Annotated in this window: 22 protein-coding genes; 9 read left to right on the plus strand and 13 right to left on the minus strand. The window is 67.6% G+C overall.

From position 1 onward, the window contains the following. Window positions 1–36: 36 nt before the first annotated feature. A complete protein-coding gene (locus OG474_RS45955) occupies window positions 37–2,205 on the minus strand; it encodes a discoidin domain-containing protein (RefSeq protein WP_405060027.1) in 2,169 nt (722 codons plus the stop codon). A 271-nt stretch (window positions 2,206–2,476) separates the two neighbouring features. Here OG474_RS45955 and OG474_RS45960 point away from each other — a divergent pair, with 271 nt between their 5' ends. Then, window positions 2,477–3,424: a DUF1996 domain-containing protein gene (locus OG474_RS45960; RefSeq protein WP_405060028.1), complete on the plus strand. Its 948-nt coding sequence runs from the start codon at window positions 2,477–2,479 to the stop codon at window positions 3,422–3,424. 58 nt (window positions 3,425–3,482) lie between these two features. On the opposite strand, the gene OG474_RS45965 is transcribed toward OG474_RS45960, so the two are convergent. The 5 genes from OG474_RS45965 to OG474_RS45985 all read right to left on the minus strand — a co-directional run bounded on the left by OG474_RS45965 (window position 3,483) and on the right by OG474_RS45985 (window position 7,998). After that, window positions 3,483–4,223, minus strand: a complete 741-nt coding sequence (locus OG474_RS45965) for an SDR family NAD(P)-dependent oxidoreductase (protein ID WP_405060029.1) — start codon at window positions 4,221–4,223, stop codon at window positions 3,483–3,485. Window positions 4,224–4,227: 4 nt separating this feature from the next. Continuing rightward, window positions 4,228–5,481 carry a class I SAM-dependent methyltransferase gene (locus OG474_RS45970; RefSeq protein WP_405060030.1) on the minus strand — a complete coding sequence of 418 codons (1,254 nt, stop codon included), beginning with the start codon at window positions 5,479–5,481 and terminating at the stop codon, window positions 4,228–4,230. Beyond that, window positions 5,481–6,206, minus strand: coding sequence for a DUF1365 domain-containing protein (locus tag OG474_RS45975; RefSeq protein ID WP_405060031.1), 726 nt, complete (start codon window positions 6,204–6,206; stop codon window positions 5,481–5,483). The genes OG474_RS45970 and OG474_RS45975 overlap by 1 nt, the downstream gene beginning before the upstream one ends. Continuing rightward, window positions 6,203–7,471, minus strand: a complete 1,269-nt coding sequence (locus tag OG474_RS45980; RefSeq protein ID WP_405060032.1) for an NAD(P)/FAD-dependent oxidoreductase — start codon at window positions 7,469–7,471, stop codon at window positions 6,203–6,205. Before OG474_RS45980 ends, OG474_RS45975 begins: the two co-directional genes overlap by 4 nt. A 92-nt stretch (window positions 7,472–7,563) precedes the next feature. Further along, window positions 7,564–7,998 (minus strand): SRPBCC family protein, encoded by a 435-nt coding sequence (locus OG474_RS45985; protein WP_405060033.1) that lies wholly within the window; start codon window positions 7,996–7,998, stop codon window positions 7,564–7,566. A 104-nt stretch (window positions 7,999–8,102) separates the two neighbouring features. Between OG474_RS45985 and OG474_RS45990 the strand changes: the two genes are divergently transcribed. Beyond that, complete coding sequence (locus OG474_RS45990) at window positions 8,103–8,246, plus strand: hypothetical protein (RefSeq protein ID WP_405060034.1); 144 nt, start codon at window positions 8,103–8,105, stop codon at window positions 8,244–8,246. A gap of 11 nt (window positions 8,247–8,257) precedes the next feature. Here the strand turns inward: OG474_RS45990 and OG474_RS45995 are convergent, their stop codons facing one another. Next, on the minus strand, window positions 8,258–9,037 hold the full coding sequence (locus OG474_RS45995) for a siderophore-interacting protein (RefSeq protein WP_405060035.1): 780 nt from the start codon (window positions 9,035–9,037) through the stop codon (window positions 8,258–8,260). A gap of 79 nt (window positions 9,038–9,116) precedes the next feature. On the opposite strand from OG474_RS45995, the gene OG474_RS46000 reads away from it, so the two are divergent. Then, a complete protein-coding gene (locus OG474_RS46000; RefSeq protein WP_405060036.1) occupies window positions 9,117–10,091 on the plus strand; it encodes an ABC transporter substrate-binding protein in 975 nt (324 codons plus the stop codon). On the opposite strand, the gene OG474_RS46005 is transcribed toward OG474_RS46000, so the two are convergent. The 4 genes from OG474_RS46005 to OG474_RS46020 are packed head-to-tail and all read right to left on the minus strand — an operon-like array spanning window position 10,088 to window position 13,757. After that, the gene (locus OG474_RS46005; protein ID WP_405060037.1) at window positions 10,088–10,762 is read right to left on the minus strand and encodes an NADPH-dependent F420 reductase; all 675 of its coding nucleotides are present in this window, start codon (window positions 10,760–10,762) and stop codon (window positions 10,088–10,090) included. The two genes, OG474_RS46000 and OG474_RS46005, sit on opposite strands and share 4 nt — an antisense overlap. Continuing rightward, window positions 10,759–11,814 (minus strand): LLM class flavin-dependent oxidoreductase, encoded by a 1,056-nt coding sequence (locus OG474_RS46010; RefSeq protein ID WP_405060038.1) that lies wholly within the window; start codon window positions 11,812–11,814, stop codon window positions 10,759–10,761. Before OG474_RS46010 ends, OG474_RS46005 begins: the two co-directional genes overlap by 4 nt. A gap of 59 nt (window positions 11,815–11,873) precedes the next feature. After that, window positions 11,874–12,503, minus strand: coding sequence for a nitroreductase family protein (locus OG474_RS46015; RefSeq protein WP_405060039.1), 630 nt, complete (start codon window positions 12,501–12,503; stop codon window positions 11,874–11,876). A gap of 42 nt (window positions 12,504–12,545) precedes the next feature. After that, complete coding sequence (locus OG474_RS46020) at window positions 12,546–13,757, minus strand: MFS transporter (RefSeq protein WP_405060040.1); 1,212 nt, start codon at window positions 13,755–13,757, stop codon at window positions 12,546–12,548. A 189-nt stretch (window positions 13,758–13,946) separates the two neighbouring features. Here OG474_RS46020 and OG474_RS46025 point away from each other — a divergent pair, with 189 nt between their 5' ends. After that, window positions 13,947–14,330 (plus strand): cysteine/serine endopeptidase inhibitor, encoded by a 384-nt coding sequence (locus OG474_RS46025; protein ID WP_405060041.1) that lies wholly within the window; start codon window positions 13,947–13,949, stop codon window positions 14,328–14,330. A 36-nt stretch (window positions 14,331–14,366) separates the two neighbouring features. On the opposite strand, the gene OG474_RS46030 is transcribed toward OG474_RS46025, so the two are convergent. Next, a complete protein-coding gene (locus OG474_RS46030) occupies window positions 14,367–16,094 on the minus strand; it encodes a cation:proton antiporter (protein WP_405060042.1) in 1,728 nt (575 codons plus the stop codon). 255 nt (window positions 16,095–16,349) lie between these two features. Here OG474_RS46030 and OG474_RS46035 point away from each other — a divergent pair, with 255 nt between their 5' ends. The 5 genes from OG474_RS46035 (at window position 16,350) to OG474_RS46055 (ending at window position 21,998) form a co-directional block, all read left to right on the plus strand. Continuing rightward, entirely contained in the window at window positions 16,350–17,387 is a 1,038-nt protein-coding gene (locus OG474_RS46035) for a phytanoyl-CoA dioxygenase family protein (RefSeq protein ID WP_405060043.1), read from the plus strand. Beyond that, a complete protein-coding gene (locus OG474_RS46040) occupies window positions 17,384–18,688 on the plus strand; it encodes a DUF6271 family protein (protein ID WP_405060044.1) in 1,305 nt (434 codons plus the stop codon). Before OG474_RS46035 ends, OG474_RS46040 begins: the two co-directional genes overlap by 4 nt. Then, entirely contained in the window at window positions 18,685–19,878 is a 1,194-nt protein-coding gene (locus tag OG474_RS46045; RefSeq protein ID WP_405060045.1) for an ornithine decarboxylase, read from the plus strand. Before OG474_RS46040 ends, OG474_RS46045 begins: the two co-directional genes overlap by 4 nt. Before the next feature lie 105 nt (window positions 19,879–19,983). Further along, window positions 19,984–20,967 (plus strand): phosphotransferase enzyme family protein, encoded by a 984-nt coding sequence (locus OG474_RS46050; RefSeq protein WP_405060046.1) that lies wholly within the window; start codon window positions 19,984–19,986, stop codon window positions 20,965–20,967. A 71-nt stretch (window positions 20,968–21,038) separates the two neighbouring features. Then, window positions 21,039–21,998, plus strand: coding sequence for a hypothetical protein (locus OG474_RS46055; RefSeq protein WP_405060047.1), 960 nt, complete (start codon window positions 21,039–21,041; stop codon window positions 21,996–21,998). Here the strand turns inward: OG474_RS46055 and OG474_RS46060 are convergent, their stop codons facing one another. Beyond that, complete coding sequence (locus OG474_RS46060) at window positions 21,999–24,989, minus strand: family 16 glycoside hydrolase (RefSeq protein ID WP_405060048.1); 2,991 nt, start codon at window positions 24,987–24,989, stop codon at window positions 21,999–22,001. It abuts the gene before it with no gap. Window positions 24,990–25,132 lie beyond the last annotated feature (143 nt).

Consider the following 25,132-nt stretch of genomic DNA (forward strand, 5'->3'; position numbering starts at 1 on the left):
AGGTGGTAGGCCGCCGCACCGGTCGGTGGGGATCGCTCAGCGCTTGAAGATCCCGAACTCGTAGAGCGAGTACCCGAAGCCGGTCCCGCGCTGGGTCCCGGTCAGCCGGACGTACCGTCCGCTGCCGCCGTTGGCGATGTCGTCGACGTCACCGTTGCCGGCCGCGGTGTTGTAGAGCGCTCTCCACGCGTTCCCGTCGTCGGAGACCTCGATCCGGTACTCGCGGGCGAACGCTCCCTCCCAGATCAGCTGGATCCGGTCGAACGACTGCACCGACCCCAGATCGACCTGCACCCACTGCGGATCCGACCAGTCGCTGGCCCAGCGGGTCGCGTTGTTCCCGTCCGTCACATTCGACGGCGGGTACGGCGCTCCGTTGCCGACCTGCTGGTACGACGAGGCGGTCGCCGCCTTGCCGCGGGCGATGTTCGTCCCCTCGACCGGCGGGGCGACCACCCGGAACGACCGCGTCTCGATGCTGACGTTCCCCTTCCCGTCACGGACGTAGTCATAGAGCTTCCAGACTCCGAGCCGCTGCGGCACGGTCACCGTGAACGGGCCGTTGCCACTCGACGGCGTGCTGACCAGCGCTCCGCTGCCGTCGACGTACTTGCCGCCGACCTTGAACTCGTGAGAGAGCGCATCCCCGTTGGGATCGGTGACCGCGACGTTGACCGAGATCGTGCCGCCGGCCGGGGCGTCCGTGGTGCGGCTCAGCGTCATGTTCGTGATCACCGGCGGCGTGTTACCGCCGGCGGGACCGCCGAAGGCCTGCCGGATCGCGTACCAAGCGAGGCTCTTCTCGTTGCCTGGCGTGATGTTGAACCAGACCGCACCGAAGTCGTTCTCGCTGCCGTAGTGGAACAGCGTCGCCCCCAGCGCCACACCGGCGTGCCCGGTGATGCAGTTCCACGCCGCCAGGTACCCGTCCCGCTTCTGCAGATCGGTCGGCTGGTTCGGTACGCCGTTCGCGTCGTTCGGCACCTCCCACTCGCCGGCCGGCCCGCCCTCGGTCAGGATGTACGGCTTGTTGTAGCCACCGTTGATCCAGTCCTGCTTGACCTGGCAGACGTGACCGTAGGAGTTCACTGCCATCAGATCGAGGTCCGGTGAGTACTGCTTGTAGTACGGCCACGCGCCCGTCCAGGCGTCGGTCGAGGTGACCGGGTGGTTCGGGTCGATCGCATGGATCGCCTTGGCCGCATCGTTGACGAAGGTCGCGTAGGCGATCCGCTGCTGCTCGAGCTCGGCGCCGGAGTAGCAGTTCTGCAGACCGAGCACGGACTCGTTGCCGACGTTCCAGATCAGTACGCCGGCGTTGTCCTTGTACTCGGTCGTCCAGCGCCGGATCTCACCGAGCATCGTGGTCTTGTAGTTGGTGTCCGTCACATAGTTCGCGCATCCACCACTACCGGGTCCACCACCAGGTTGGAGCCAGTAGCCGGCGACCACGCGCATACCGTTCGCGGCGGCCGCGTCGAACAGCGGCTTCGAGCTCGCGTCGGTGCCCCACGTGCGAACAGTGTTGACGCCGATCGCCTTCAGGTCGGGCAGTCGCTGCGCGGCCTCGGTCGGCGGCGGTCCCCAGGTCAGACCCTTCACCGTCCAAGGCGTGTTGTTCACCAGCAACTGCCAGTTGCCTTGGCTGCCGCCGATTCGAACGGTTCCGGTTCCTTGCGGCGGTCCGCTGTCACCCGGCGTACCGAAGACTTTGAACTCGAACAGCGAGACGCCGTACCCGTTGGCGCGGGTGGTGGCGAACATCCGCACGTAGCGGCCGCTGCCGCTCACGTTCAGCGTCTCGGTGCCGCCCTGGCCGGTGGTGGTGCTGTGGATCGGGTTCCATTGCTGGCCGTTGGCCGACACCTCGATGCGGTAGCCGGTCGCGTACGCCGCCTCCCACTGGAGGACGACCTGCTCGACCGTCGCGGTGGCGCCGAGATCGACCTGCAGCCACTGGTTGTCGGCCCACACGCTCGACCATCGGGTGTTCGCGTCACCGTCGACGGCGGCGGCGGGCGCCGTACCGGCTCCTTCGGAGGTGGACGCGGTCGCGGGTCTGCCTTGGGACAACAGGGTCGCGGCCTGCGCCGGGACGGCCGACACCAGGTTGCCGAGCGCCACCAGCGCCACCGCGATCAGGGCGGCGGTCGCGGTGCCGGTACGGCGTCGGCGGCGGGCACGGAGAGCGGGCAAAGGGTTCATCGGGCGGACTCCTTGTGCGGGAGAGAGACTGAGAGAGCGCTCTCTCGCGGACCGATGGTTGCCCGGGTCAAGAGCTCTTGTCAATGCCTTGGACCACCGGTTTCACGCTCAGAGTAGTTCCGGAACCACGCAGGGTTGACACCGTCCGGGGTCAGGATCATGGTGTTCCAGAGAGCGCTCTCCCGCGATCCGTCCGACCGCGGGCCCCCCGATCACCCTGCCGTCCCAGCCCGATCGCCGCCCCGCGGAATCCCCCAGTAGGAGGAGTTCCGTGTTCCCATCCCGAAGAAGAGTCCCGTACGCCGGTCGCACAGTCGCCGGTGGCACCGCCGTCGGCGTCATCGCCGCCGTCCTGACCGCGTTCGCCGGCTCGTCCGCGCAGGCGGCCGACGAGGTCACCCACCACGAGTTCCAGGTCAACTGCACCGTCGACCACCGCGCCACCGACGACCCGATCGTGTTCCCGAACATGCCGGGCGCGTCCCACGAGCACAGCTTCGTGGGCAACAAGACCACCAACGCGGCCACCACGCTGAACAGCCTGAACGCCGCCGGTGCCTACGCGACGACCTGCCTGAACCCCGACGACCTGTCGGCGTACTGGTGGCCGACGATGTTCCGCGGCAACGACCCGATCATCCAGACCTGGCACCAGACCATCTACTACAAGTCCGGCATCCTCGACTACACCAAGGTCCGGCCGTTCCCGCCGGGCATCCGGTACGTCGTCGGCAGCCCGACCGCCACCCTCGAGTCGTTCCGGGACTCCCCGGGCACGGTCGAGGGCTGGGAGTGCGGTGACACCGCGCACAACTGGGACTTCCCGGCCAGCTGCCCGGCGGGCACCCAGCTCAACATCCGCTACCAGGCCCCGAGCTGCTGGAACGGCCGCGACCTGGACAGCGCCGACCACAAGAGCCACATGGCCTACCCGGTCAACGGCGTCTGCCCGGCCTCGCACCCCAACCCGGTGCCGATGCTGGAGTTCAAGATCGCGTTCCCCGCCGACGGTGACGAGTCCGCCATCCGGCTGGCGAGCGGACGCGGTTACTCCTGGCACTACGACTTCTTCAACGCGTGGGACGTCCCGACCCTCGCAGCCCTGGTGAGCCACTGCATCAACGGTGGCCTGCAATGCAACTCGCGCGGCTTCGACCTCTACAAACCCAACCGCGGTCAGGTTCTCGGCGACAACTACCGGTTGCCCGGACGCCCCTGACCTCTAGATCCGCCTGCGGTGCCGGGGACAGGGCAGACCCCGGCACCGCAGGACGGTACTACTTCCTGGACCGAAAGATCGTCGCCCACAAGCGATCCGGAACCAGCGGCGCCAGCTTCGCGAACACCGCCATCTGCCAGGGGAAGACGATCCGCGCCGTACGACGTTCGATGCCGTCGGCAATCATTCGGGCGGCGACCGGCGCGGTGACCATGAACGGCATCGGGAACCGATTTGTCGACGTCATCTCGGTGTCGACGAACCCCGGGCAGACCGTCACCACGTCGATGCCCTGCGGCCCCAACCCGACCCGGAGCGCTTCCAGCAGGTTGATCTGCGCAGCCTTCGTGGCGCCGTACGCCTCGGCCCCCGGCAGCCCGCGCAGACCTGCGACCGACGAGATCCCGACGATGATCCCCGCGCCGGCAGCCTGCAGCCGTGGGATCACCGCCTCCAGACAGTTCGCCATCCCGGACAGGTTCACGTCCAGATGCCGCTGGAACGACTCGGCGTCGAACTCGGTCAACTGCTTCCAGTAGCCCGCGCTCAGTACGACGATGTCCAGCCCGCCAAGCTCATCCACTACCTGCGCAGCGGCCCGCCGTACCGCGGCCTTGTCGGTGATGTCGACGGGTACGACGGCCATCCTGTCCCCGGCAACCTCGCGTAGAGCGCTCTCCCGGCGGGCCGACACGGCGACCCGCGCGCCGCGCGCATCCAGGGCCCCGGCCAGTGCGGCGCCGATCCCCGATGAGGCACCGACGATCCAGATCCGTCGTCCGGTCAGATCCACGGTCATCTCCTCATCGCCTGGTGAGCGCAAACTGCGCGACGTTCAGGTACCCGGAGCGGAACCCTGCTTCGGAATAAGCCAAGTAGAACTCCCACATCCGCCGGAACACCGCGTCGAAACCGAGGTCGGCGACAACGCCCGCGTTCGCGGTGAAGCGCTCTCTCCACAGTCGCAACGTGCGCGCGTAGTCCGGCCCGAAGTCGCGCCGGCCGGCGACCTCCAGCCCAGCCGATGCCGCGACCGTACTGATCGACTCGACCGACGGGATCAGCCCGCCCGGAAAGATGTACTCGTGGATCCAGCCCTGACTGTGCCGGGTCGCGAGCAACCGCTCGTGCGACATGGTGATCGACTGCAGCCCGAAGCGCCCACCTGGTGCGAGTAAGTCGTGCACAGTCTCGAAGTACGTCGGCCAGTACTGCTCGCCCACAGCCTCGATCATCTCGACGCTGACGATCGCGTCGTACTGGCCGGCCACGTCGCGGTAGTCGCAGAGCTCCACCTCCGCGTGCACACCGGCTTCGGAGATCCGCTTGCGAGCGAGGTCGCGTTGCTCCGCGGAGAGCGTGATCGAGTGCACCTCCGCACCACGCTGCGCGGCCTGGATCGCGAGCTGCCCCCAGCCGGTCCCGATCTCCAGCACCCGCGCTCCGGCGGTGACGCCTGCCAGGTCGAGGATGTTGTCGATCTTGCGACGCTGCACCAGCGCGAGCAGCTCGTCGTCGGAGGGCGCGCGGTGGTGTTCGTCGGCCGAGTCGAAGAGCGCGGCCGAGTACGTCATGGTCGGATCGAGGAACGTCGCGAACAGCTCGTTCGACAAGTCGTAATGATGCGCGATGTTCGAACGCGCCCCGACCCGATCGTTGAGCCGCGCGATCGGCCGATCCACGAGCCGCCGCAACCGCTGCAGGCCGCTCGGCACCAACTCGGTGAGCTGCCGGGCGAACACCGTCAGCAAGTCGGCAAGGTCCGTCCCCTCGCCGGCCCGCCACTCCCCCGCCATGTACGACTCCCCGAAGCCGAGCTTCAGATCCTTGCCCAGCCGATCGAAGAACCGATCCGAAACCACCTCGAACACCGGCCGACCAGCACGAACGGCGAGTTGGCCCGGAAGCTGGACGGTGATCGGAAGCTGCCGGGTCGCGTGGTTGAAGACCTGGCGAGCCAGCGCCGCGCGAGCGGGATGGTGCGGAGTCCGCGCGATGCGCGGCCAACGGGTGGCATCGATGACCACAGACGTGCGGTCGGCCTGTGAGGTGGACATCAGGCTCCTTGCGGTGGAGTGTGCGGCGGACGGTGGACGACCGGGAGCCGGCGAAGCCAGAGAGCGATGCCGTGCAGCCGGATCAGGAACGAGACCTGAAAGGTGACGAAGGGCGTCCGGGCCACGACGGCCAAGACGGTACGGCGGGTTGCGGGGCGCGGGCGGCCGGTGAATGCGGCGCTGAAGACGCGTGTGCCGTGCTGGTGCAGGTTGATCGCGACCGCGACCTGTTCAGGCGTCAGCGCGAGGACAACTTCGTACTCGCCGTCGACGGTGAAGAACGGCGAGACGTAGAACGCTTTCTCGACCGTGAACCGGCCGTCCGCACTGGGATGTGCCAGATACGCGTGCCGTTCGCCGTACGTGTTGTGGACCTCGAGAACGATCCAGCGCAACCTGCCGTCCGGCGCGAAACACCAGAACACGCTGAGCGGATCGAAGACGTACCCGAAGCACCGCGCGTTCGCCAGCATCAGCACTTGATCGCCGGACTCGAGCACCTCGTCCTGCGCAGCGATGAACGTGGCGAGGTTCTCGCGCAGAGAGCGCTCTCCCCCGTTCAGATGGTCAGCCGGCCGGAACGACGCGAGCAGGCGAACCGCAGGCAGGTCATCGATATCGACCAGCCACTGATACGTGCGGTACCGGAAGCGATGCCGCCGTGGCAGTCGCCGGGTGTGCGCCACCGATCCGGGAACGATCGCGGGAACGGAGAGAGCGCTCACCAGGCGACGCCGAACTTCGCCGCGGCCTCGACCCCCGACCGGCAACCGTCCTCGTGAAAGCCCCACCCGAGATGGGCACCGGCGAAGGCCAGCCGCGGTCCACCGGCCGACCGCAAGGGCTCGGCCGCGGCAACCGATTCCGGCGTGAAGATCGGATGGGCGTAGGTCATCCGGGCGACCGCCGCCGAGGGGTCGACCCAGCCTTCCGGATTGAGCGTCACCAGATACTGGTCGGCGGCATCGAGCCCCTGCAAGCGGTTCATCCAGTAACTCACCAGCACCTGCGGCTCGTCCGCGTGGCAGTCGCGCAGCCGGTAGTTCCACGACGCCCGTGCCCGCGCGCTGTCCGGCAGCACCGACGCGTCCGTGTGCAACCAGGTCGGGTTCACCGAATAGTCGAAGGCATCGAGCAGGGACTTCTCGTCCGGCGTCGCATCCGCGAGCAGATCGTGCGCGGTGTCGGCGTGGGTCGCGAGCACGACCCGATCGAACGACAGAGCGCTATCTGGCGTCACCACCTCGACCCCGTCGTCATGCCGCCGAACCGCGCGCACCGGGACCGACAGCCGGACGTCGTCGAGCTGCTCGACGACGCGATCGACGTACGTCCGGGAACCGCCGGTCACCGTCCGCCACTGCGGCGAGCCGCTGACGGCGAGCATCCCGTGGTGATCCAGGAACTGGAACAGGTACCGCGCCGGATAGCGCCCGGCATCGACCGACCCGCTCGACCAGACACACGACACCAACGGGATCGCGAAGTGCCGGACGAAGTACGGCGAGAACCGGCGCGACGCGAGAAACTCACTCCAGGTCAGCTCGGCGTCACCGGAACGCAGCACAGAGAGCGCTTCCCGGTGGAACCGCCGTACCTCACCGAGCATCCGCAGAAACCGCGGATCCACGACCCGCCGCGGTTGGCTCAGAACCGACGCAGCGCCCCGGCCCCCGGCGTACTCGAGACCGCATCCGTCGCAGCGGATGCTCATCGACATCTCGGTCGGCTGTGTCGCGACCCCGAGCTCGGCAAAGAGCCGGAGCAGCTGCGGATAGGTCCGCTCGTTGTGCACGATGAACCCGGAGTCGACCCGGTGCTCGCGCCCGAGGCTGTCGGTCAAGTCATGGGTGTGCGCATGACCACCCGGGCGGTCGTCAGCCTCGAACACTGTCACCCGGTAGTCACGTCGTAACAGATACGCCGCTGTCAGTCCGGCGACCCCAGAGCCGATCACTGCAACAGCGGGACGGTCGTCTCTTCTGGACACAAAACTCCCTCGGCGCAGACAGTTCCTGTCCCAGGCCTTCGGAGCCACCCGCCACCAGGACGGGTCCGATCAGCTAAGAGTTTTTCGAGTACTCAGAGATTGCCCAGTACGTCGTGCAGCCGCGCGGCCGCCTCGTCGCCGAGCTTCGCGAACTGCCGCCCCAGGAACGGGACCGCCAGCCGTGCCACACCGTGGAACTCGAACTCGGCCAGGTATGTGAGCTCGGTCTCACCCGGCGCGAGCGAGCGCAGCGTGATGGTGTCGCGCGCGGTCACCGTCTTGTTCACCCCACGGAAGCGCAACCGCTCCGGCGCGCTCAGCTCGTCGACCGTGTAGAGCAGCTCGGTCTCCCGGCCGCCGAACCGGGAGACGTTGCGGTACGTCGTTCCGACGCCCCCACCGCCCTCCAGCCGGGTCGTCCGCACCGTGCCGGGGTCCCACTCGTTGGTGTTCTCGAAGTCCGCGAGATAGCCGTAGACCGTCTCGGCCGGCCGCTCGATCGTCATCACTCGCCGAATCGTCACCATGCCCCGGACCCTACTCCGCGGGCCCGGTTGCCGACCGCAACAAAGTTGCAAGAAACGTTCTGCCCCTCCGGACCGATAGGGAGGCTGGGAGGGGGTGATCCGGTATGTGCGAGGTGACTCGCCGCTTGTTGGCACTGCTACGTCTGCTGGAGACAGACCGCACGCGACCCACGGTCGCGGACGACGACGTCCTGCTGGACGCCCAGTTCGGCCGGACCTCGGCGGAGTTCCCGATCGACCGCTACTAGTCAGCTACTGACTACTGGTCGTCGGGCTCCGCCGCGGCGGCACGCCAGTAGCCGCAGAAGTAGATCCGGTCCTTCGAGATCCCCCGCTCGCCGACCAGATGCCGCCGGACACCGGTGGCCAGCCCGGCCTCGCCGGCAGTCCAGACGTACGGCGTTCCGCCCGGAAGGTCCATCGATCGGAGCGTGGAGAGCGCGATCTCGTTTCTCGGCCCGCTCCCCCGGTGCAACCACTGCACCGATCCGGACCCGGCCAGCGGAAGCTCGTCCGACGCGTCCTCGACCTCGAGCAGCGTCACGACCGGCAGGTCGTCCGGGCTTTGCTCAAGGATCACGGCGATCGCCGGCAGCGCCGACTCGTCGCCGACCAGCAGCACCCATTCGGTGTCGACCGGCGGCAAGTAATCCGCGCCATCACTCAGCAAACCGATCTTGTCCCCTGGCCGCGCCTGCCCCGCCCACGAAGACCCGGGCCCAGCCGTCGCCCCATGACCGTGCAGGACGAAGTCGATGTCGAGCTCTCCGCTCGCGCGATCGAGCCGGCGCACTGTGTAGTTGCGGAGCACCGGACGCGACGCTTCGGGCATCTCGTTCAGCTCGGGCCACCAAGCGGTGGTGACCGGCAAGGTGAGCTCGTCGGTGATGCCGTTCGGCACGAAGATCCGGACCAGCTGGTCAGGCCCGTCGTACCCGAACCGCTGCAGCTCGTCACTGACGACGGTGATCCGCGCCATCCGCGGAGTCAGCAGGCGGACGGCTGTGACCGTGGCCAGCATCGGAATCTGGTCACCCATTGCGGAACTCCTCACGGTGAACGGGGATGAGGTTAGGTTAGCCTAAGTTCATATCCCTCGCAGGCGAATCGAGACCCAGATGACCACCGCGACCGTTCCGCCACTCACCGCCCCGACCAACCGCCGCCGGCAGTTCCTCGCCGCGGCGGCCGGGCTCACCACGGTTCTCGTGACCGGCTGCAGCACCGAGGATGCCCCGGCCCCGGCGGCCCGCCGTACCGTCCAGACCGACAAGGGACCGGTGGAGGTCCCGGCCGCCGCCCAGCGGGTCGTCTGCGCGGACTTCTACGGCGCCTTCGCGGTCGTCGACCTCGGCATGATCCCGATCGCAGCCTCCGGCAGCGGGTACGCCGACACCGGCGCGCGGTACGCCCCGAAGCTCAAAGGTGTCACGCTGATCGGCGACTTCACCGAACCGAACCCGGAGAAGGTCGCGGCCGCCGGACCGGATCTGATCCTGCGCACGATCGACACCGGGAGAGCGCTCTACGAGCAGCTCAGCGCGATCGCGCCGACCGTGGTGATCAGCTTCCAGAAGCTCACGCTGCCCGAGGTCGCGGTCCGCTGCGGCGAGGTCCTCGGCCGCAAGGAACAGGCCGACGCGCTGCTCACGCAGTACCGGCAAGCCTGCGCGGAGATCAAGGCCAGGTACGCCGAGACGCTCGCCCGGCACACGTTCACCTTCGCCCAGGCGGCATCGGACGCAAGCTTCTGGACCCTCGGCAAAGCCTGGACCGACACCCAGGTGCTGGTGGACTGCGGCGTGCAGCTCGCCAAACCGTCCGCGACCCAGCCGAAGGCAACCCAGGAGTACTCGCTGGAGCGCATCGACGTACTCAAGGACAGCTCGGTCCTGCTGATCCCGGCCGCGCCCGACGGGACGAGCCCGGCGGCGGACAACCAGCCGCTGACCGGCAGCGCGGTATGGAAGACCCTGCCCGCCGTCCGCGCCGGTCACGTGTACCCGGTCGTCTCCGGTGCATCGTCGCTCGGCAACGCACTGGAGCTCGTCGAACGCCTCGACACCGTCCTGGCCGAGCTGACAAAGAGCTAAGCGCGAGCGGCCTGTACGGCGAGACCGCGCGCGGACTCGGGGAAGCGGTCGAGCATGTCCTGGAGCTCGGCCGCTGTGACGTTCGCACCGAAGGCTTCGGCGCCGGGCTCGAGCTGGACGCCGGCGGCCAGCGGACCGGCGATCACCGGATCGAAGCCGAGGTCGTCGACGATCGCCGCCACCTCGGCCGCCTCCAGCGGCGGCCCGGCGACCGCGATCGCCTTCCGCTCCGGCGATCCGGCCGGCAGTGCGCCGTCCTCGATGTCGTGATACCCCATGTGGTTGAAGGCTTTCACCACCAGCGACTCCGGCAGGAACTCCTGGACGATCTCGGACGACGAGGTCCGTGGATCGGTGAGGTCGTCGCGAATGCCGTCGACCTCCCACCAGTAGTTCATCGCGTCGATCACGAGCTTGCCGTGCAACGCCTCGACCGGGATCGTCCGGTACTTGCCCAGCGGCAGCGCCAGGATCACCACATCGGCCCGCGCCGCCGCATCGGCCGCGGTCGTCGCGACCGCGCCCGGCGTGACGATCTCCACGATCAGCGCGATCTTCGAGACCGCACCGGACCCGGCGATCACCACCGGGTACCCGGCCGCGAGCGCGCGCCGGGCCAGCACCGTACCGACCTTGCCCGCACCCAGAATCGCGATCACCGGCTTGCTCATGACTCGTCCGCCAGAATGTCGCGGACCATCGGAATCACCTTGCTGCCATACAGTTCGACCGCCCGCAGCCGGTCCGCACCGGGCACCGAGCCGGACGCATAGATCAGATCGAAGCGCCCGACGCCGAGCTTCTTGACCGCACCGGCGATCCGGCGCGCCACGGTGTCCGGCGAACCGACGTACAAGGAGCCGTGCGCGACCTCGGCGTCGAACTCGGAGCGCTTCACCGGCGGCCAGCCGCGCAGCGCGCCGATCCGGTCCCGCATCACCTTGTAGCGCGGGTAGTAGATCTCCTTCGCCGCCTCATCGGTGTCCGCGACGAACCCCGGCGAGTGCATGCCGACCGGATGGGCGACCGTCCCGAACTGCTCGGACGCCCGCTTGTACAGATCCAGGTACGACGCGAACCGCTCCGGCGAACCGCCGATGATCGCCAGCATCAACGGCAGCCCGTAGAACGCCGTACGGATGACTGACTGCGGCGATCCACCAACGCCGACCCAGGTCTTCAGATGACCGGACTCGGTCTTCGGGTAGACGTCCGCGTTGTCCAGAGACGCCCGGACCGTACCTTCCCAGGTCACCGGCTTCTCCTCGAGGAGCCGCGCGAACAGCTGCAGCTTCTCCTCGAAGAGCACCTCGTAGTCGGCCAGGTCGTACCCGAACAGCGGGAAGGATTCGGTGAACGAGCCGCGCCCGAGGACGACCTCCGCGCGGCCGTTCGACAACGCGTCGACGGTCGAGAACCGCTGGAACACCCGCACCGGATCGTCGGAGCTGAGCACGGTCACGCCCGAGCCCAGCTTGATCCGCGACGTCTGCCCGGCGATCCCGGCCAGCACCGTCTCCGGTGAGGAGATCGAGTACTCCGGCCGGTGGTGCTCGCCGAGCGCGATCGCGTCCACGCCCAGCTCGTCGGCCAGCACGGCCTCCTGCACCACCTGCCGGATCGCCGCCGCGTCCGACACCAACTCGCCGTTCGGACCCTCCGGCACGTCCCCGAAGGTGTCGAGACCGAACTCCAGCCCACTCATCTTCTGCTCCTGTTCCACGTCACCAAGTCTAGGTTGACATGTCAACGCGCAAACGAGTGGGGTTCATTCCCGAGGTGTCACCACTTGTCGTAGTGGACGATCGGCTCCAGGTCCTTGCGGGAACCAGGCTTGAAGTCGGTGCCGATGGTGTGCGCGACCGGGATCAGCACACCCTGCCGGACATCACTCGGTACGCCGAGCAGCTCCGCCACCTCCTGCTCGTACTTCAGATGCAGCGTGGTCCACGTCGTACCGAGTCCGCGAGCGCGCGCGGCGAGCATGAAGTTCCAGGCGGCCGGCAGGATCGAGCCCCACAGGCCTGCCTGGTTCCCCTCGGGCAGCGACGGCGCGGTGATGCAGGCGATCACGAAGACCGGCACCTTGCCGAGGTTGTCGCCCAGGTACGCCGAACTGGCTATCACGCGCTTGCGCACCGGATCGGTCTCGGGCCCGCGGGCCGCCTCGTTCGCCGCGAAATAGGCGTGCAACGAGGTGCGGTAGTACTCCGCGATCTTCGCGCGCTTCTCCTCGTCGGTCACGACCAGCCAGTGCCAGCCCTGGCCGTTGCTGCCAGAGGGGGCCTGGGTCGCGATCTCGAGGCACTCGCGGATCAGAGCGGGATCGACGGGCCGCTCCAGGTCCAGGCGCTTGCGGACCGCGCGGGTAGTGGTGAGCAACTCGTCCGGGTTCAGGTCAAGGGTGTACACGCATGTCAGTGTTTCACCCGCGAGGACCACCCGCGACTCATCTCATGTCGCGGCCACCTCGACAGCCACGGCCGCCGGATGCCGGCGTACGACGAACGGGATGAACGCGCCCGCGACAGCGAAGATCCCGGCGGTGAGCAGCCAGCCCGGCCACCCCCAGCTGACCGCGATCGTGGTCAGGATGAGCGGTGCGACCAGATCACCGAGCTGATGCCCCATCGCGTACGCGCCCTGGTACTGCCCCTGCGCACCAGGCGGCGCCAGCTCGAAACTGATCCCCCAACCACCGGCCGACTGCAGCATCTCCCCCAGCACATGCACGATCGCCGCAACGATCAGCAGCGCGATCGTCACCGTCCCCGACGTCACATCAGTGATCGCCAGCACCCCACATGCCACCGCCAGCAACAGCCCCGCCCGGCGACCAGCCCGCGCCGCACCGGCCAGCTGCTCCGTCCCCCGCGCGGTGCGAATCTGCAGCAACACCACCGCTACCGCATTGATCACGAGCAGCACCGAGATCAACCACCGCGGCGCATCCGTCGCCGTCACGATCCACAGTGGAATCGCGAGCTGGGCCATCGCGTGGTGCATGTTCAGCACCCCATCCAGTACGACGAACGCCAGGAACGGCCGATCCCGCAACGCCGTCAACCCGGACGGCCCACTCGCTGCCCCCACCGCCGCGACGATCGGCAGGCCGAACTGGATCACCGCGGCCGTCAGGCAATAGGTCACGGCATTAGCCAGCAGCGCAGCGACGTACAGACCGGGTTTGTCGAGGGCGAGCACGATCCCGGCGAGCGCCAGCCCGATGCCCATCCCGATGTTCGTCGTCACCCGAAGCACAGCCCGGGTCCGCACCCGCTGATCGGCCTCGGACAGCCCGGCGATCAACGCACCCTTCGCGCCCCGCTGCCCAGAATCCGCGATCGCCGTCACCCCGGCCACCGCGACGTACGCGCCGAACGAGTGCACCTGCGTCAACGCGCTCATCGTGATCGCCTGCAGCAACAGGAATCCGACGTACGCGCGGTTCGGCCCGAGCCGATCGGCGGCCACACCCAGCGGCGTACTGGCGACCAGCCCGATCACCCCCGCGATCGTGAGCCCGACCCCGACGTGCGCGACCGACAACCCGGCGACCCGCGTCAGGTACATCGCGCCGACCGCGGCGTACACGCCGTTTCCCAGCGTGTTGACGAGCGTTGCGAAGATCAGCCGGCGCACGGCCGGCGAGAAGGTGGCGGTCACCCCCTTACCCAACAGCATCCGTGGACGGGGCCCGGCCGATTGACGAATCTCGTCAGCCCAGCGGCTGAACACCGGACAAAGACCTGCGGGAGCGACCACAGGGTTCGGCCACGACTCTTGCCGTGCTGACGTGACGGTGGGTGAACTGGTGCCGGAAACGTTCCCTCTACGCCCCGAGAGGTACACATCATGAAGAACAAGATCGCGAAGGTCCTCGGTGCCGCGGTTGCGGTCGGCGCCCTCACCCTGGGCACCTCCACCGCCTTCGCCGTCAACGGCCAGGCGAGCTGGTACAACGATGCCGGATACGGCGCGTGTGGCACCCAGATCAACGCCAACTCCGACTGGCTCGTCGCCGCGCCGGCGGCCCTGTGGACCACCGCCAACCCGAACAACGACCCGCTCTGCCAGAAGTCGATCCGGGTCAACTACAACGGCAACGTCATCACGGTCCCGATCCGCGACAAGTGCCCGTCCTGCCCGAGTAACAAGATCGACCTGAGCCGCCCGGCGTTCGCCAGCCTGGCCAACACCGACGTCGGCATCATCAACATCAGCTGGGAGATCGTCTAACTCGCCAGGCCGGCGGGGAGGTGTCCTCCCCGCCGATCAGGCCGGCTTGAAGCGGTGCTCGAGTGAGTCGATCAACGCCTCGACCTGGCGGAAGGTGTCCGAGCTGTAGGCGCCGATGCTGCGCTCGGCACCGAGCGCGTCGCGCATGGCATCAAGATAACGGCGCTGTACGACGGCCATCTGCTCGAAGCTGTCCGGCTTCGCCGCCGCGGCCATCGGGACCTGCCGGCTGGCCGAGACCAGCCGCGGAATGATCCGCTCCTTCATCGTGGTGACCATCGCCGGGTCGAGCGGCTCGCCCCCGACGGTCTGCTCCTCGAGCGGGCCCATCGCGTCGATCGCCGACTCACCGATCCGCCGCAGCAGTGACTGCGTCGCATCCCGTTTGTCCTCAGCACTTTCGGACGCGAACTTCATCCGCGAGATCAACCACGGCAACGTCAGGCCGAACACGACCAGGGTGAACAGGGCCACCAGAAACGCCGCCAGTACGACGGTCGCGGCGTGCGGCGTATCCGCCGGAATCGTCTGTACGGCGGCCACTGTCACGACGCCGCGCATGCCGGCCCAGCCCAGCACGAGCATTCCGCGCAGCGTCAACGGCTCCCGCACCTCGAAGTCCACATCCGCACGGCCCCGCGCGAGCCGGTGTCTTGCCCAGGCGACACGGGATTCCTCCCGCTCGCTCTCCGGGGTCATCGAGTCCAGGTGTTCCTCGAACTGGCTCAGCTTCGCCTTGGTCTGCTCGGCGCGATCCTCGCGACCGAACCGAATTCCGAGCGCGGGCCAGGCCAGCCCGATGAAGCGCAGCACCACCAGCAGCGCGACCACGATCAGCACCAGCCCGGTCATCTCCTTGGCCGTGGTCTCCGCCCGCGCAGCGTCCACCAACTCGGGCAATTGGTAGCCCATGGCAAGGAACACGGCGCTCTCGAGGAGGAAGCTGATCGTCGTCCAGGTCGTCGCCTGGGTCTGCCGGTCGCGCGCGCTGAACCGCTTGCTGCCCAGCACACCGGTCAACAGCCCGGCGACGACCACCGCGAGTACGCCGGAGGCGTGCGACTCCTCGGCCGGGAAGTACGCCAGGAAAGGCACCGCGAACGAGATTGTGGTGTTGAGCACTGGATCATCGAGGCGCTGCCGCAGCAGCACGGTCAGCAGACCGACCACACCGCCGATCAGACCGCCGCCGATCACCGCCCAACCGAAGTCGAGAATCGTGGGGACGAGGTGGAATCCACCACCGACCACCCCGATCGCGGCGATCGCCGTCCGCAGCACCACCAGTGCGGAGGCGTCGTTGACCAGGCTCTCGCCCTCCAGGATCGTCATCACCCGCGGCGGCAGGCCGACCCGGTGCCCGATCGCCGTCGCCGCGACCGCATCGGTCGGGCTCACCACCGCGCCCAGCGCGACGGCCAGACCGAAGGAGATACTCGGGAAGAGGGCGTGCACAACAGCGCCGATCGCCAGCGACGAGGCGATCACCATCACGACCGACAGCCAGGCGATCAGCGACAGGTTCCGCCGGATGTCGAGCACCGGCAACTGCACCGCGGACGAGTACAGCAGCAGCGGCAACACCCCGGCCAGCACGATCTCCGGATCCAGGTGGATGGCCGGCGTACTGGGCAGGTAACTGGCACCGATGCCCAGCGCAACCAACAGCAACGGCGCCGCGACTCCGGTCCGCCGCGCGAACACCGAGGCGGCGATCATGATCGCGAGCCCGGCTCCGGCAATGAGCAAGAACTGATGGTCCACGTCACCGGACTCTAATGCTCAGCCGCCCCGGCTCCTGGGAAGCCGCTGCCCTGATCACTGCCCCGCCAGGACACCGAAGGCAGTCTTAGCGGGCAACTTACAAACCGGCAAGCGCATGCCAGGTCATGTCCTGGCATTCATTTGGTATGGTTCCTTCGAATACTTAGGTAAGGTTCCTGCGAAATTCCCGTGAAGGCATAGCCCGGCCGAACTGAACCGGTTCGGCCGGCCCGACCGTACTGGGGACGAATACCCATGCCGAATGCTGAGACCGACCTTTACCGTGCCGCGTCCAAGGTGCTCTACTCGAGTGCCGACGCGGACACCTATCTCGCCGCCACACCGCTGCGCGACGTCCAGAAATCCCTGCCGCTGCGGGTCCTCTCCGGAGCCGACTACGAGCACTGGCAGACCTACGGCTACACCATCGTGAAGCAGGCGATTCCGCACGCGAAAGAGCTGCTGGAATTCGCCTGGGAATTCCAGGGTCTGGAACCAGACCAGCCGAACACGTGGTATCCGGAGCGTGAATTCCGTTCCGACCTGGAACGCGACCTGTACATCTACGGATTCGTCGAGGCCTATCAGCACCAACTGATCTGGGACAGCCGGCAGGCACAACGCGTGTACGACGCCTTCGTCGACGTCTGGGACGCGCAAGAGCTCTGGGTCACGCTCGACCGGCTCAACCTGAACCCGCCGAACTTCGGCAACCGCGACCGGGCGCTGATCCCGGCCACCGAGACCGGCTTCGACATCGACCTGCACTGGGATGTCGACAGCACCCTCGAGGTCCTGCCGCAGCGCGTCCAGGGCATCATCGCCCTGACCGACACGACCGCCGACACCGGTGGTTTCCAGTGCTGCCCCGAGCTGTTCCGCCAGTTCGAGAGCTGGCGCGCCGAGCAGCCGCTGGACCGCGATCCGATCCGACCCGCCATCGATCGGAACGAGTTCCCGGTGGTGCGGCCGCGGCTCGAGGCCGGTGACCTGCTGATCTGGAACGGCATGCTCGCCCACGGCGTCGCGCCGAACCGCTCCAAGGACAAGGTCCGCTCGGTGCAGTACCTGTCGATGATGCCCGCGCTGGAGTCCCACCAGGAGCTCGTCGACTCGCGCGTGAAGTCGTGGCGCGACGTCAGCACGCCGGAGTGGAACGCGACCCTGCTCGGTGACCCGTTCAAGCACGAGTCGCTGCGCTACCCGACCGCCGAGCTGACCGATCTGGGTCGCAAGCTGCTGGGCGCCGATTCCTGGCACAGCTCGAGCTCGGCCGAAGGGGAGACGCGGTGAGGCGGATCTGCCTGGCCCTGCCCACCGACCGGGCCTGCGCCCCGATCCTGCCCGAGCTGGCCGCGGAAGCGGCGTACGCGGTCTCGCACTTCGAGGTCGAGGTGCGGATGCTGATCCTGGACTCGAGCTCACCGGCCGACTTCGCCGAGCACGTCCGGGTCCTCGCCGAGCTGCCGCTGGCGCCGGGCGTCGAGGTCGTGCACGTCGACGAGGACGCGCAGCGCGTGTTCCTCCAGCAGTCGATCAAGGACGCCGGCCTCGCCGAACCCGAGCGGGTCCTGCAGTTGATGCTGCCCGGCCTGCGCTCGTACGGCGCCTGCACCAATCGCGCCTTCGTGATCGCGGCCGCACTCGGCTGCGAGTCCGTGCACCGGCGCGATTCGGACTGCACCTACCAGGAGCTGGACGGGGCGAAGATCTTCCCGATCCACCACGAGCTCTCCATCGGTACGACGGCCGCGGCGGCCCGGGACCGGGTTTCCACCGTCGACCTGCCCCCGGGCAGCGACGACCTGCCGGTGGTGATGGCAGGTGCGTCGTTCATCGGCGACATGTCCGTGGACATCGACGACATCCGGCAGCGCGATCCCGAGATCTACTACGACGTGGTCAGCCTGTGGGCTTCCAGTACGACGACCGAGGCCGGGAAGCGCGCACTGGTGGCGGAGTCCTTCACCGGTGCGGGGACTGCGCCGTTCGTGGCCGACGAGTCGGCGCTGACCCTGGTCGACCCGATGCGTGTCGACATGGCGAACATCGCCTTCTACCGGATCCAGGAGCAGGTGCCGTTGCCCCCGGCAACCGAAACCATCGGCAGCGACTACTTCCTGATGCATCTGGTCACCGACGCCGGACTGCCCGGCGTCGTGCACAACCGGCACATCGTGAACGTCCACACCGGTGAGCGGAAGACCGACGAAGGGTTCGCGTCGTACCAGCTGGCGCTGACCAAGTTCTTCCTGTCGATGCTCTACCTGCACTTCGTCTACGAGCGGATGGGAGCGGCCGGTACTGCGCTGCGCGACGAGCACGGCGACGTACAGGCTTCGGCGGTGTCGGACATCGTCCGGCAGAGCATCGACCTGCCGGTGGACGAGAACCTCGACCGGCTCGACCGGCTCGGCCGCGCCTACCACCAGCTGGGCGGGCGGCACGCTGCCTTCGCCGACTCCCTCGTGGAGCGTCGCGAGCAGCTGATCACCGAAGCACGCCAGGACATGGACGACTTCGCCGTACTGATCGACGTCTGGCAGTCGTTGATCGCGGCAAGCATCGCGCAAGGAGTGGGTCCGCTGACATGAACACGGTCTTGAGTGATCGGCTGCGAACCGCCTTGGAGCTCGCAGACCACGATCAGATCATCTTCGATCTGGGCGGGATCGAGGACGCGTACGGGGCTCTGCTCGCAGAGCTGCCGGGGACCGCGATCCGGTTCGCGATCAAGGCCTGCCCGGTCGACGGCGTCCTCGCGACGCTCGCCGGCCGTGGTTCGGGCTTCGATGCCGCGAGCCCCCAGGAGATCGTCCAGGCGCTGGCGACCGGCGCCGCCGCGCACCAGGTGCACTACGGGAACACGGTCAAGTCGGACCGGAACATCGCCGAGGCCTACCGGCTCGGGATCCGGGACTTCGCGACCGACAGCGTGCCCGATGTGGTCGCGATCGCCGTGAACGCGCCGGGCTCCCGGGTGTTCTGCCGGCTGGGAACGACCGGTGAGGGAGCCCTGTGGGGGCTCAACCGCAAGGCCGGCTGTTCGGTGCGGGATGCGATCATCGTGATGTCGATCGCCCGCGCGCAGGGACTCGTCCCGTCCGGGCTGTCGGTCCACGTCGGTTCGCAGCAGATGACGACGGCCGCCTGGCAGTCCGCGTTCGACCAGCTGGCGTTCGCGATGAGCGAGCTGGCCGATGTCGGCATCCAGATCAACCGGATCAACCTCGGCGGCGGACTGCCCGCACTCGGCTACCTCGACCGGACCGGTACGTCGGTCGACCCGGCGCTGGCCGAGATCTTCGCGACTATCCGAGCGGGGATGCAGCGGTTGCGTGAGCTCGCGCCGGTCCAGTTCGTCATGGAGCCGGGGCGGCACCTCGTCGCCGACCACGGGGCGATCCGGGCGCACGCCGTACGGATGTCGTCGCGGGAGCAGCCGGACGGCGAGCAGGAACGGTGGTTGTACCTGAGCTGCGGGAAGTTCAACGGGCTGTACGAGGTCGACCAGGTGCGGTATCGGATGGTGTTCCCGACGCATCCGGACGGCCTCGGCGTTCCAGCGGTGGTCGCGGGTCCGACCTGCGACAGCGATGACGTCTTCGGGCAGGAACCAGCGCCGGCCCGGGTTCCGGAGGACATCATCTCCGGTGATCCGGTCTGGATCCTGTCCTGCGGCGCCTACTCCACCAGCTACACAACCCAGCGTTTCAACGGTTTCGAGCCCCTACCGGTGACTGTTCTGCCGGTGAGCGTGATGCCCCTAGAGATCCATGCCTGAGACAGTCCACGTGCGGCCGATCGGCACCGCCGACCGGCCGCACCTCGCTGCCCCAAGGGGCAAATCCCATCGTGGTGGGTGAGTCCGCGGAGCTACGCTCCTTGGATGGCTGAGCTGGAATCGAAGCGTTCGCAGGTGGCTCGCATTCGCCGTACGGCGGTGCGCGCGCTGGCGGCGTACCCGATCAACGAGCCGCGCCTGACGTTCATCGCGCACGGGGAGAACACGACGTTCCGCGTCGACTCACCCGACGGGCGCTTCCTGCTGCGCGTGCATCGGGCTAATCGGCACGGGCCTGGAGTCGACTCACGCCTCGCCGTCGGATCGGAGCTCGACTGGCTGGCCGCGTTACAGGCAGACACCGACCTGCAGGTGCCGACGCCGATCCCAACCCACACTGGCGAATGGACCACCGTCGCCGACGACCTGGTGTGTTCGGTGCTCGGCTGGCAAGCCGGCCGCATGCACGCCAACGACCCGCGCCCCATCCACTTCCAGCGACTCGGCGGCGTCCTCGCCCGCCTGCACAATCACACCGCCGCCTGGACCCCACCGGTCGATCTTGTCCGCATGCGCTGGGACTGGGAGACCTTCTTCGGCAACACCATGGAGTACGGCGGCGTCTCGGCCGCCGATTGCTGGCACCTCCTACCCGCGCCAGTCCGCACCCAGTTCGACGAGATCGCCCGCCGCATGCGCACCGTGATGGCCGGCCTAGGCACGGCTCCCGACACCTTCGGCCTCATCCACGCCGACCTGCACCTGGAGAACGCTCTCTTCGACGCCAACGCGGTCCACGTCATCGACTTCGACGACTGCGGTCTCGGCTACCACCTCTACGACATCGCCGTCCCCCTCTGGGACAACCGCTACCGCGACAACTACCCGGCCCTCCGCGAAGCCCTCCTCAAGGGCTACGCCGAGCATCGCGCACTCCCCGACCTCACCCAGCTCAACAACTTCATCGCCACCCGAGACGTTGCCTTCGGCCTCTGGTTCGCCGGCATGGCCCAGGTCAACCCCGCCTTCGCCGCCGACCTCGACCGGACCATGGACTACATCCACCGCTCCCTCGAACAAATCCTCTAACCCCCTGCCTGCTGACCGGCTTCCGAGGGCAGACCCGCCATGATGGGGTCACCACTACGGAAGGCAGGCGCATGACTGAGGTTGAGCCGAGTACCGCTTGGCGCGAGGTTGTCGGGGCGGACGAGGCGGAGCGGCACCAGGCTCAGGCCGAGGGGTTCGTCGCCATGCAGCAGCGCAAGTCGGGCAAGTTCGGCGTGGGCCGGGCGTTGCACCGGCGCCAGCTGGCAGCGTTGCGGGCACAGGTAGAGGTCGTCGAGGGGCTGCCGAAGTACGCGCGGCAGGGCCTGTTCACCGAGCCCAAGTCGTTCGAGGCCTGGCTGCGGATCTCCAACGGTGGGTTCAATGTGGCGGCCGACAAGGCGCCGGATGTGCGCGGTTTCTCGATCAAGGTCCTGGGTGTCACCGGGCAGGGTGCGCTCGGCGGGGACGCCAAGAGCCAGGACTTCGCGCTGATCAACCACGAACGGTTCAGCTCAGCGACCAGCGTGGACTTCAGCAGCGTCGTCCTCACCACCGGCAGTACGCCGGGTGGTGCCATCCGCCGGCTGATCGGCTCGCCGTCGCTGATCCCGAAGGTCCGCGAGGTCGCCACCGCACTCCGCGAACCGTTCAGCGGCTTTGCCACCCACGACTTCTACAGCGCCGCACCCATTGCCTTCGGCCCCTATGCCGTCCGGGTGCGCCTCGCCGCCGCCTCCGACCAAATCGACGGTACGGCGTCGCAGGACTGGGGAGCCGACCTCTACCGCCGACTGGCCACGGCACCGCTCGTCTACGAGCTGCAGGTGCAGTTCTTCGCGGACGAGGCAACGACCCCGATCGAGGACGCTTCCGCGATCTGGACCACGCCGTACCTCACCGTCGCCCGGCTGACTGTTCCGCAACAGCAGCCGGACGACGAGTTCGCCACGACGGTCGAAGCCTCCAAGTTCGATCCGTGGAACGCGTTGGTCGAGCACCGCCCGCTGGGTGAGGTCATGCGCGCCCGCAAGGTCGCGTACTACGCCAGCCAGCAGGCCAGGGGCCAGTAATCAACCAAGCGGTTCGATCCAGACGTTGCGGAAGCGCGGGTTCGCACCCGCGTCTCCGTGGTCCTGCAGGCGAATAGATCCTGGGAGAGCGCTCTCTGAGTTCCCGCCGCCCGTTCCGCCATCGATCGGTACGTCGTTCTGCACCGTGACGCCGTTCCAGACAACGGTGGCTCGGGCGTTGTCGACCTTGCCCGCGGCATCGAAACGAGCGGCCCGGAACGTGATGTCGTACGTCTGCCACGTGCCGGACGCCGTACCGGCGTTCACATCCGGTGCCTTCTTGCTGTAGATCGCACCGGCGATGTTGTCTGCCGTTGGCTGACCGAACGACTCCAGGACCTGGATCTCGTAGCGCTCCTGGAGATAGACCCCACTGTTACCGCGAGCCTGGCCGGTGACTTCCGGTGGGTAGTAGGGCTCGTACCACTCGACGTGCAGCTTGAAGTCGCCGAACTGTTGCCTGGTCCGGATATCACCACCCAGCGACTCCATCGAACCATCCGCGATCGGCCACGTCGCCGTACCGCCGCCAGTCTTCTCCCAGGCATCGAGGTTGCTGCCGTCGAAGAGCTGGATGCGTTGCTGCGCGGTGATCGTCACGTTGTCGAGGTTCACATGGCCCCCATCACCGGCGTCGTACCGGTAGGAGATCGTGTTCGTGCCTGCGGAGAGCTGGAGTGCCTCCGGTTGCACCGCCCAGGCAGTCCACACTCCCGTGCTCGACAACCGGGTCGGCCGAACCTTCACACCGTTGACGTAGACGCTCAACACCTTGTTGCCAACGGGATTCGGGCCGTTTGAGTAGCGCAGGCCCGCAGTGTAGGTCCCGGCCGTCGGCACTGAGACGGTGAAGGTCGTCGCGGCGCCCTGGTTCCAGTAGCCGTCGACGAAGCCGGTGCCCGTGTAGCCGGTGTGGTCGCCGGCGACTCCGGCGCCGCCACTCAACGCCGCCTTCTCAGCCTCGTACATCGCGCCGGCCGGCGGACCACCGACCAGCGAGTTCAGCGTGTACCACGCCTCGGTGCTCCAGAGCGCCGTACCAGCCTCGGAGGCGAACGGCCGCGGCGACCGCAGATGGACAACGTGGCCCGCCTTCAGCCCCGCGATCTGCAGCGTGACCTTGGTGCGGTCCGCCGACAGGGATGCCGACGTCACATTCAGGGTCTGTTCGTCGATCTTCGGGCCGCCGTACTCGGTCGTCGGGTGATACCGCCACTGCTGCGCCTGGTACTTCGTCGCCAGGTCGGCCGCCGTCGCCGCGGACAGCGGCTGCGTGTACTCGAGTTCGAACCCACCCGCGACCGCTCGCATCGCCCGGATGTCGAAGGTGTTCGTGCCGCTCGGGGTCAGCTTCTGCAGGCCGAACTTCAGCTTGCCCTCTTGACCCCAGTTGCCGCCGGCACCGATTCCGCCGGTGTAGATCGAACCGTCCGGTCCGAGGCTGATATGGCTGACGCCGGATTCCAGGCCCTGGGTGAGCCGGAAGACCGCTCCCTGGTACTCGCCGTTGATCTTCTCGAGGAACACCCGCTGGAGACCGCCGTACGTCACGTCGCCGTACACGAGTTGTCCGCTGAAGGCGCCGCTCGGCATCAAGACGGGGTTGCTGGGCGAGTTGGCAATCTCGATGTGCGGCAGCCACACGACCGGTGCGGTGACCGGCTGGGAGTCGTACGGTCCGGACGGATTCGTGTAGTGGTTGAAGAATCGGCCCTGCTTGATCCGCACCAGCTTGTTCGCCGGCAGCCAGCCACCCTGGTTGTCGGCAACGAAGAGATCGCCTTCCGGCCCCCAACCGAGACCGTTCGGCGTGCGCAACCCACCGGCGACGTACTGAACTGCTCCGGTGGCTTTGTCGACCTTGATCGACGTACCGCGGTTCTGCGCCGGCTGCGGATCGGTCGTGGCGCCGCCCTCGTTGATGGCGACCGACAGGTTGATGTAGAACGACCCCGCCTCGTAGAGCAGCCCGAACGCGAACTCGTGGAAGTTGCCGCCGTACGGCCAGGTCGCGACCGTCCGGTAGTTGTCGGTCACCCAGTCGCCGTTCGTGTCGTTGAGCTCGACGAGCCGATTCTTCTCCGAGACGTACAGCTTCCCGTCGACGTACTTGATCCCTTGCGGTTCCCTGAGCCCGCTGGCGATGCGCAGCGTCCGGACCTGCGACGGATCGGTGTTCCCGGTGACGTTGCTCAGGAGGTGGACCTCGCCGAGTACGACGCCCGAACCACCCCAGGTGGTAATCGCCAGCCGCCCGTCCGGCAGCCAGTCCATCCCGGTGACCTGCGGTTCGAAGCCGGCCGGTCGCAGGTCGGTCAGCGTATAGCCAGGATTCACACTCGTGAGCGGCAGTCCGTCACCTGGCGAATCCGTGGACGCCTCACACTCCTTCCGCCCAGGCGCAGTGACCCGTACGACGCCGGCATCGGTGCTGAGCGCCGAATTGGGCACCAGCGCGAAGTTCTCGACGTTCGGCGGGCGCCATTCGAGCTTGATCTCCTGGCCGCCCGCGTTGTCGAAATGATCGATCCGCAGTGCGTGGTAGCCGGTGGTCAGGTCGATCGATCCGGTCGCGGGCGTGGATCCGTGCAACCCGTCATGGTTGATCACCGCCTGCCCGTCGAGCCGCAGCCGCGAACCGTCATCACTGGTGAGCCGGAACTCGTACCTTCCGGCCGCGGAAACGTTCAGGTTGCCGGTCACCTCGGAGACGAATCTGTCCTCGATGCCGAAGTCGGTCGAGGCGGTCCAATTGATGGCAGGCATCAACTTGTCGACGTTGGGAGTCTGACCAGGCTTCAGGGTGCACAGCGTGCTCAGCTCGGTCTGCAGATCGAAGGTCCGCAGAGTCACACCGGGCTCCTGTGGTGGGACAGCGCCTTGGGCCTGTCCGGCCTGTCCGGTCACCAGGCCGGACAACACCATCAGTACGGCGGCCGAGCCGGCGAGCGGACGTCGCCACCTTCGGCGTGGGCGGGGCGGAACGGGCATCGCTACTCCTCAGGGTTGGGGCGAACTCCTGACAGAGGATGGCAACACAAAGTAGGCACGACGGCACCGACCGTCAAGACCTCACGTCCGGGAACGACAAAATGCCCAGACAATGATCTGTCTGGGCTTCGGTGTTCTGGGGG

It is taken from the genome of Kribbella sp. NBC_01505 (assembly GCF_045040285.1).
Lineage (GTDB): Bacteria > Actinomycetota > Actinomycetes > Propionibacteriales > Kribbellaceae > Kribbella.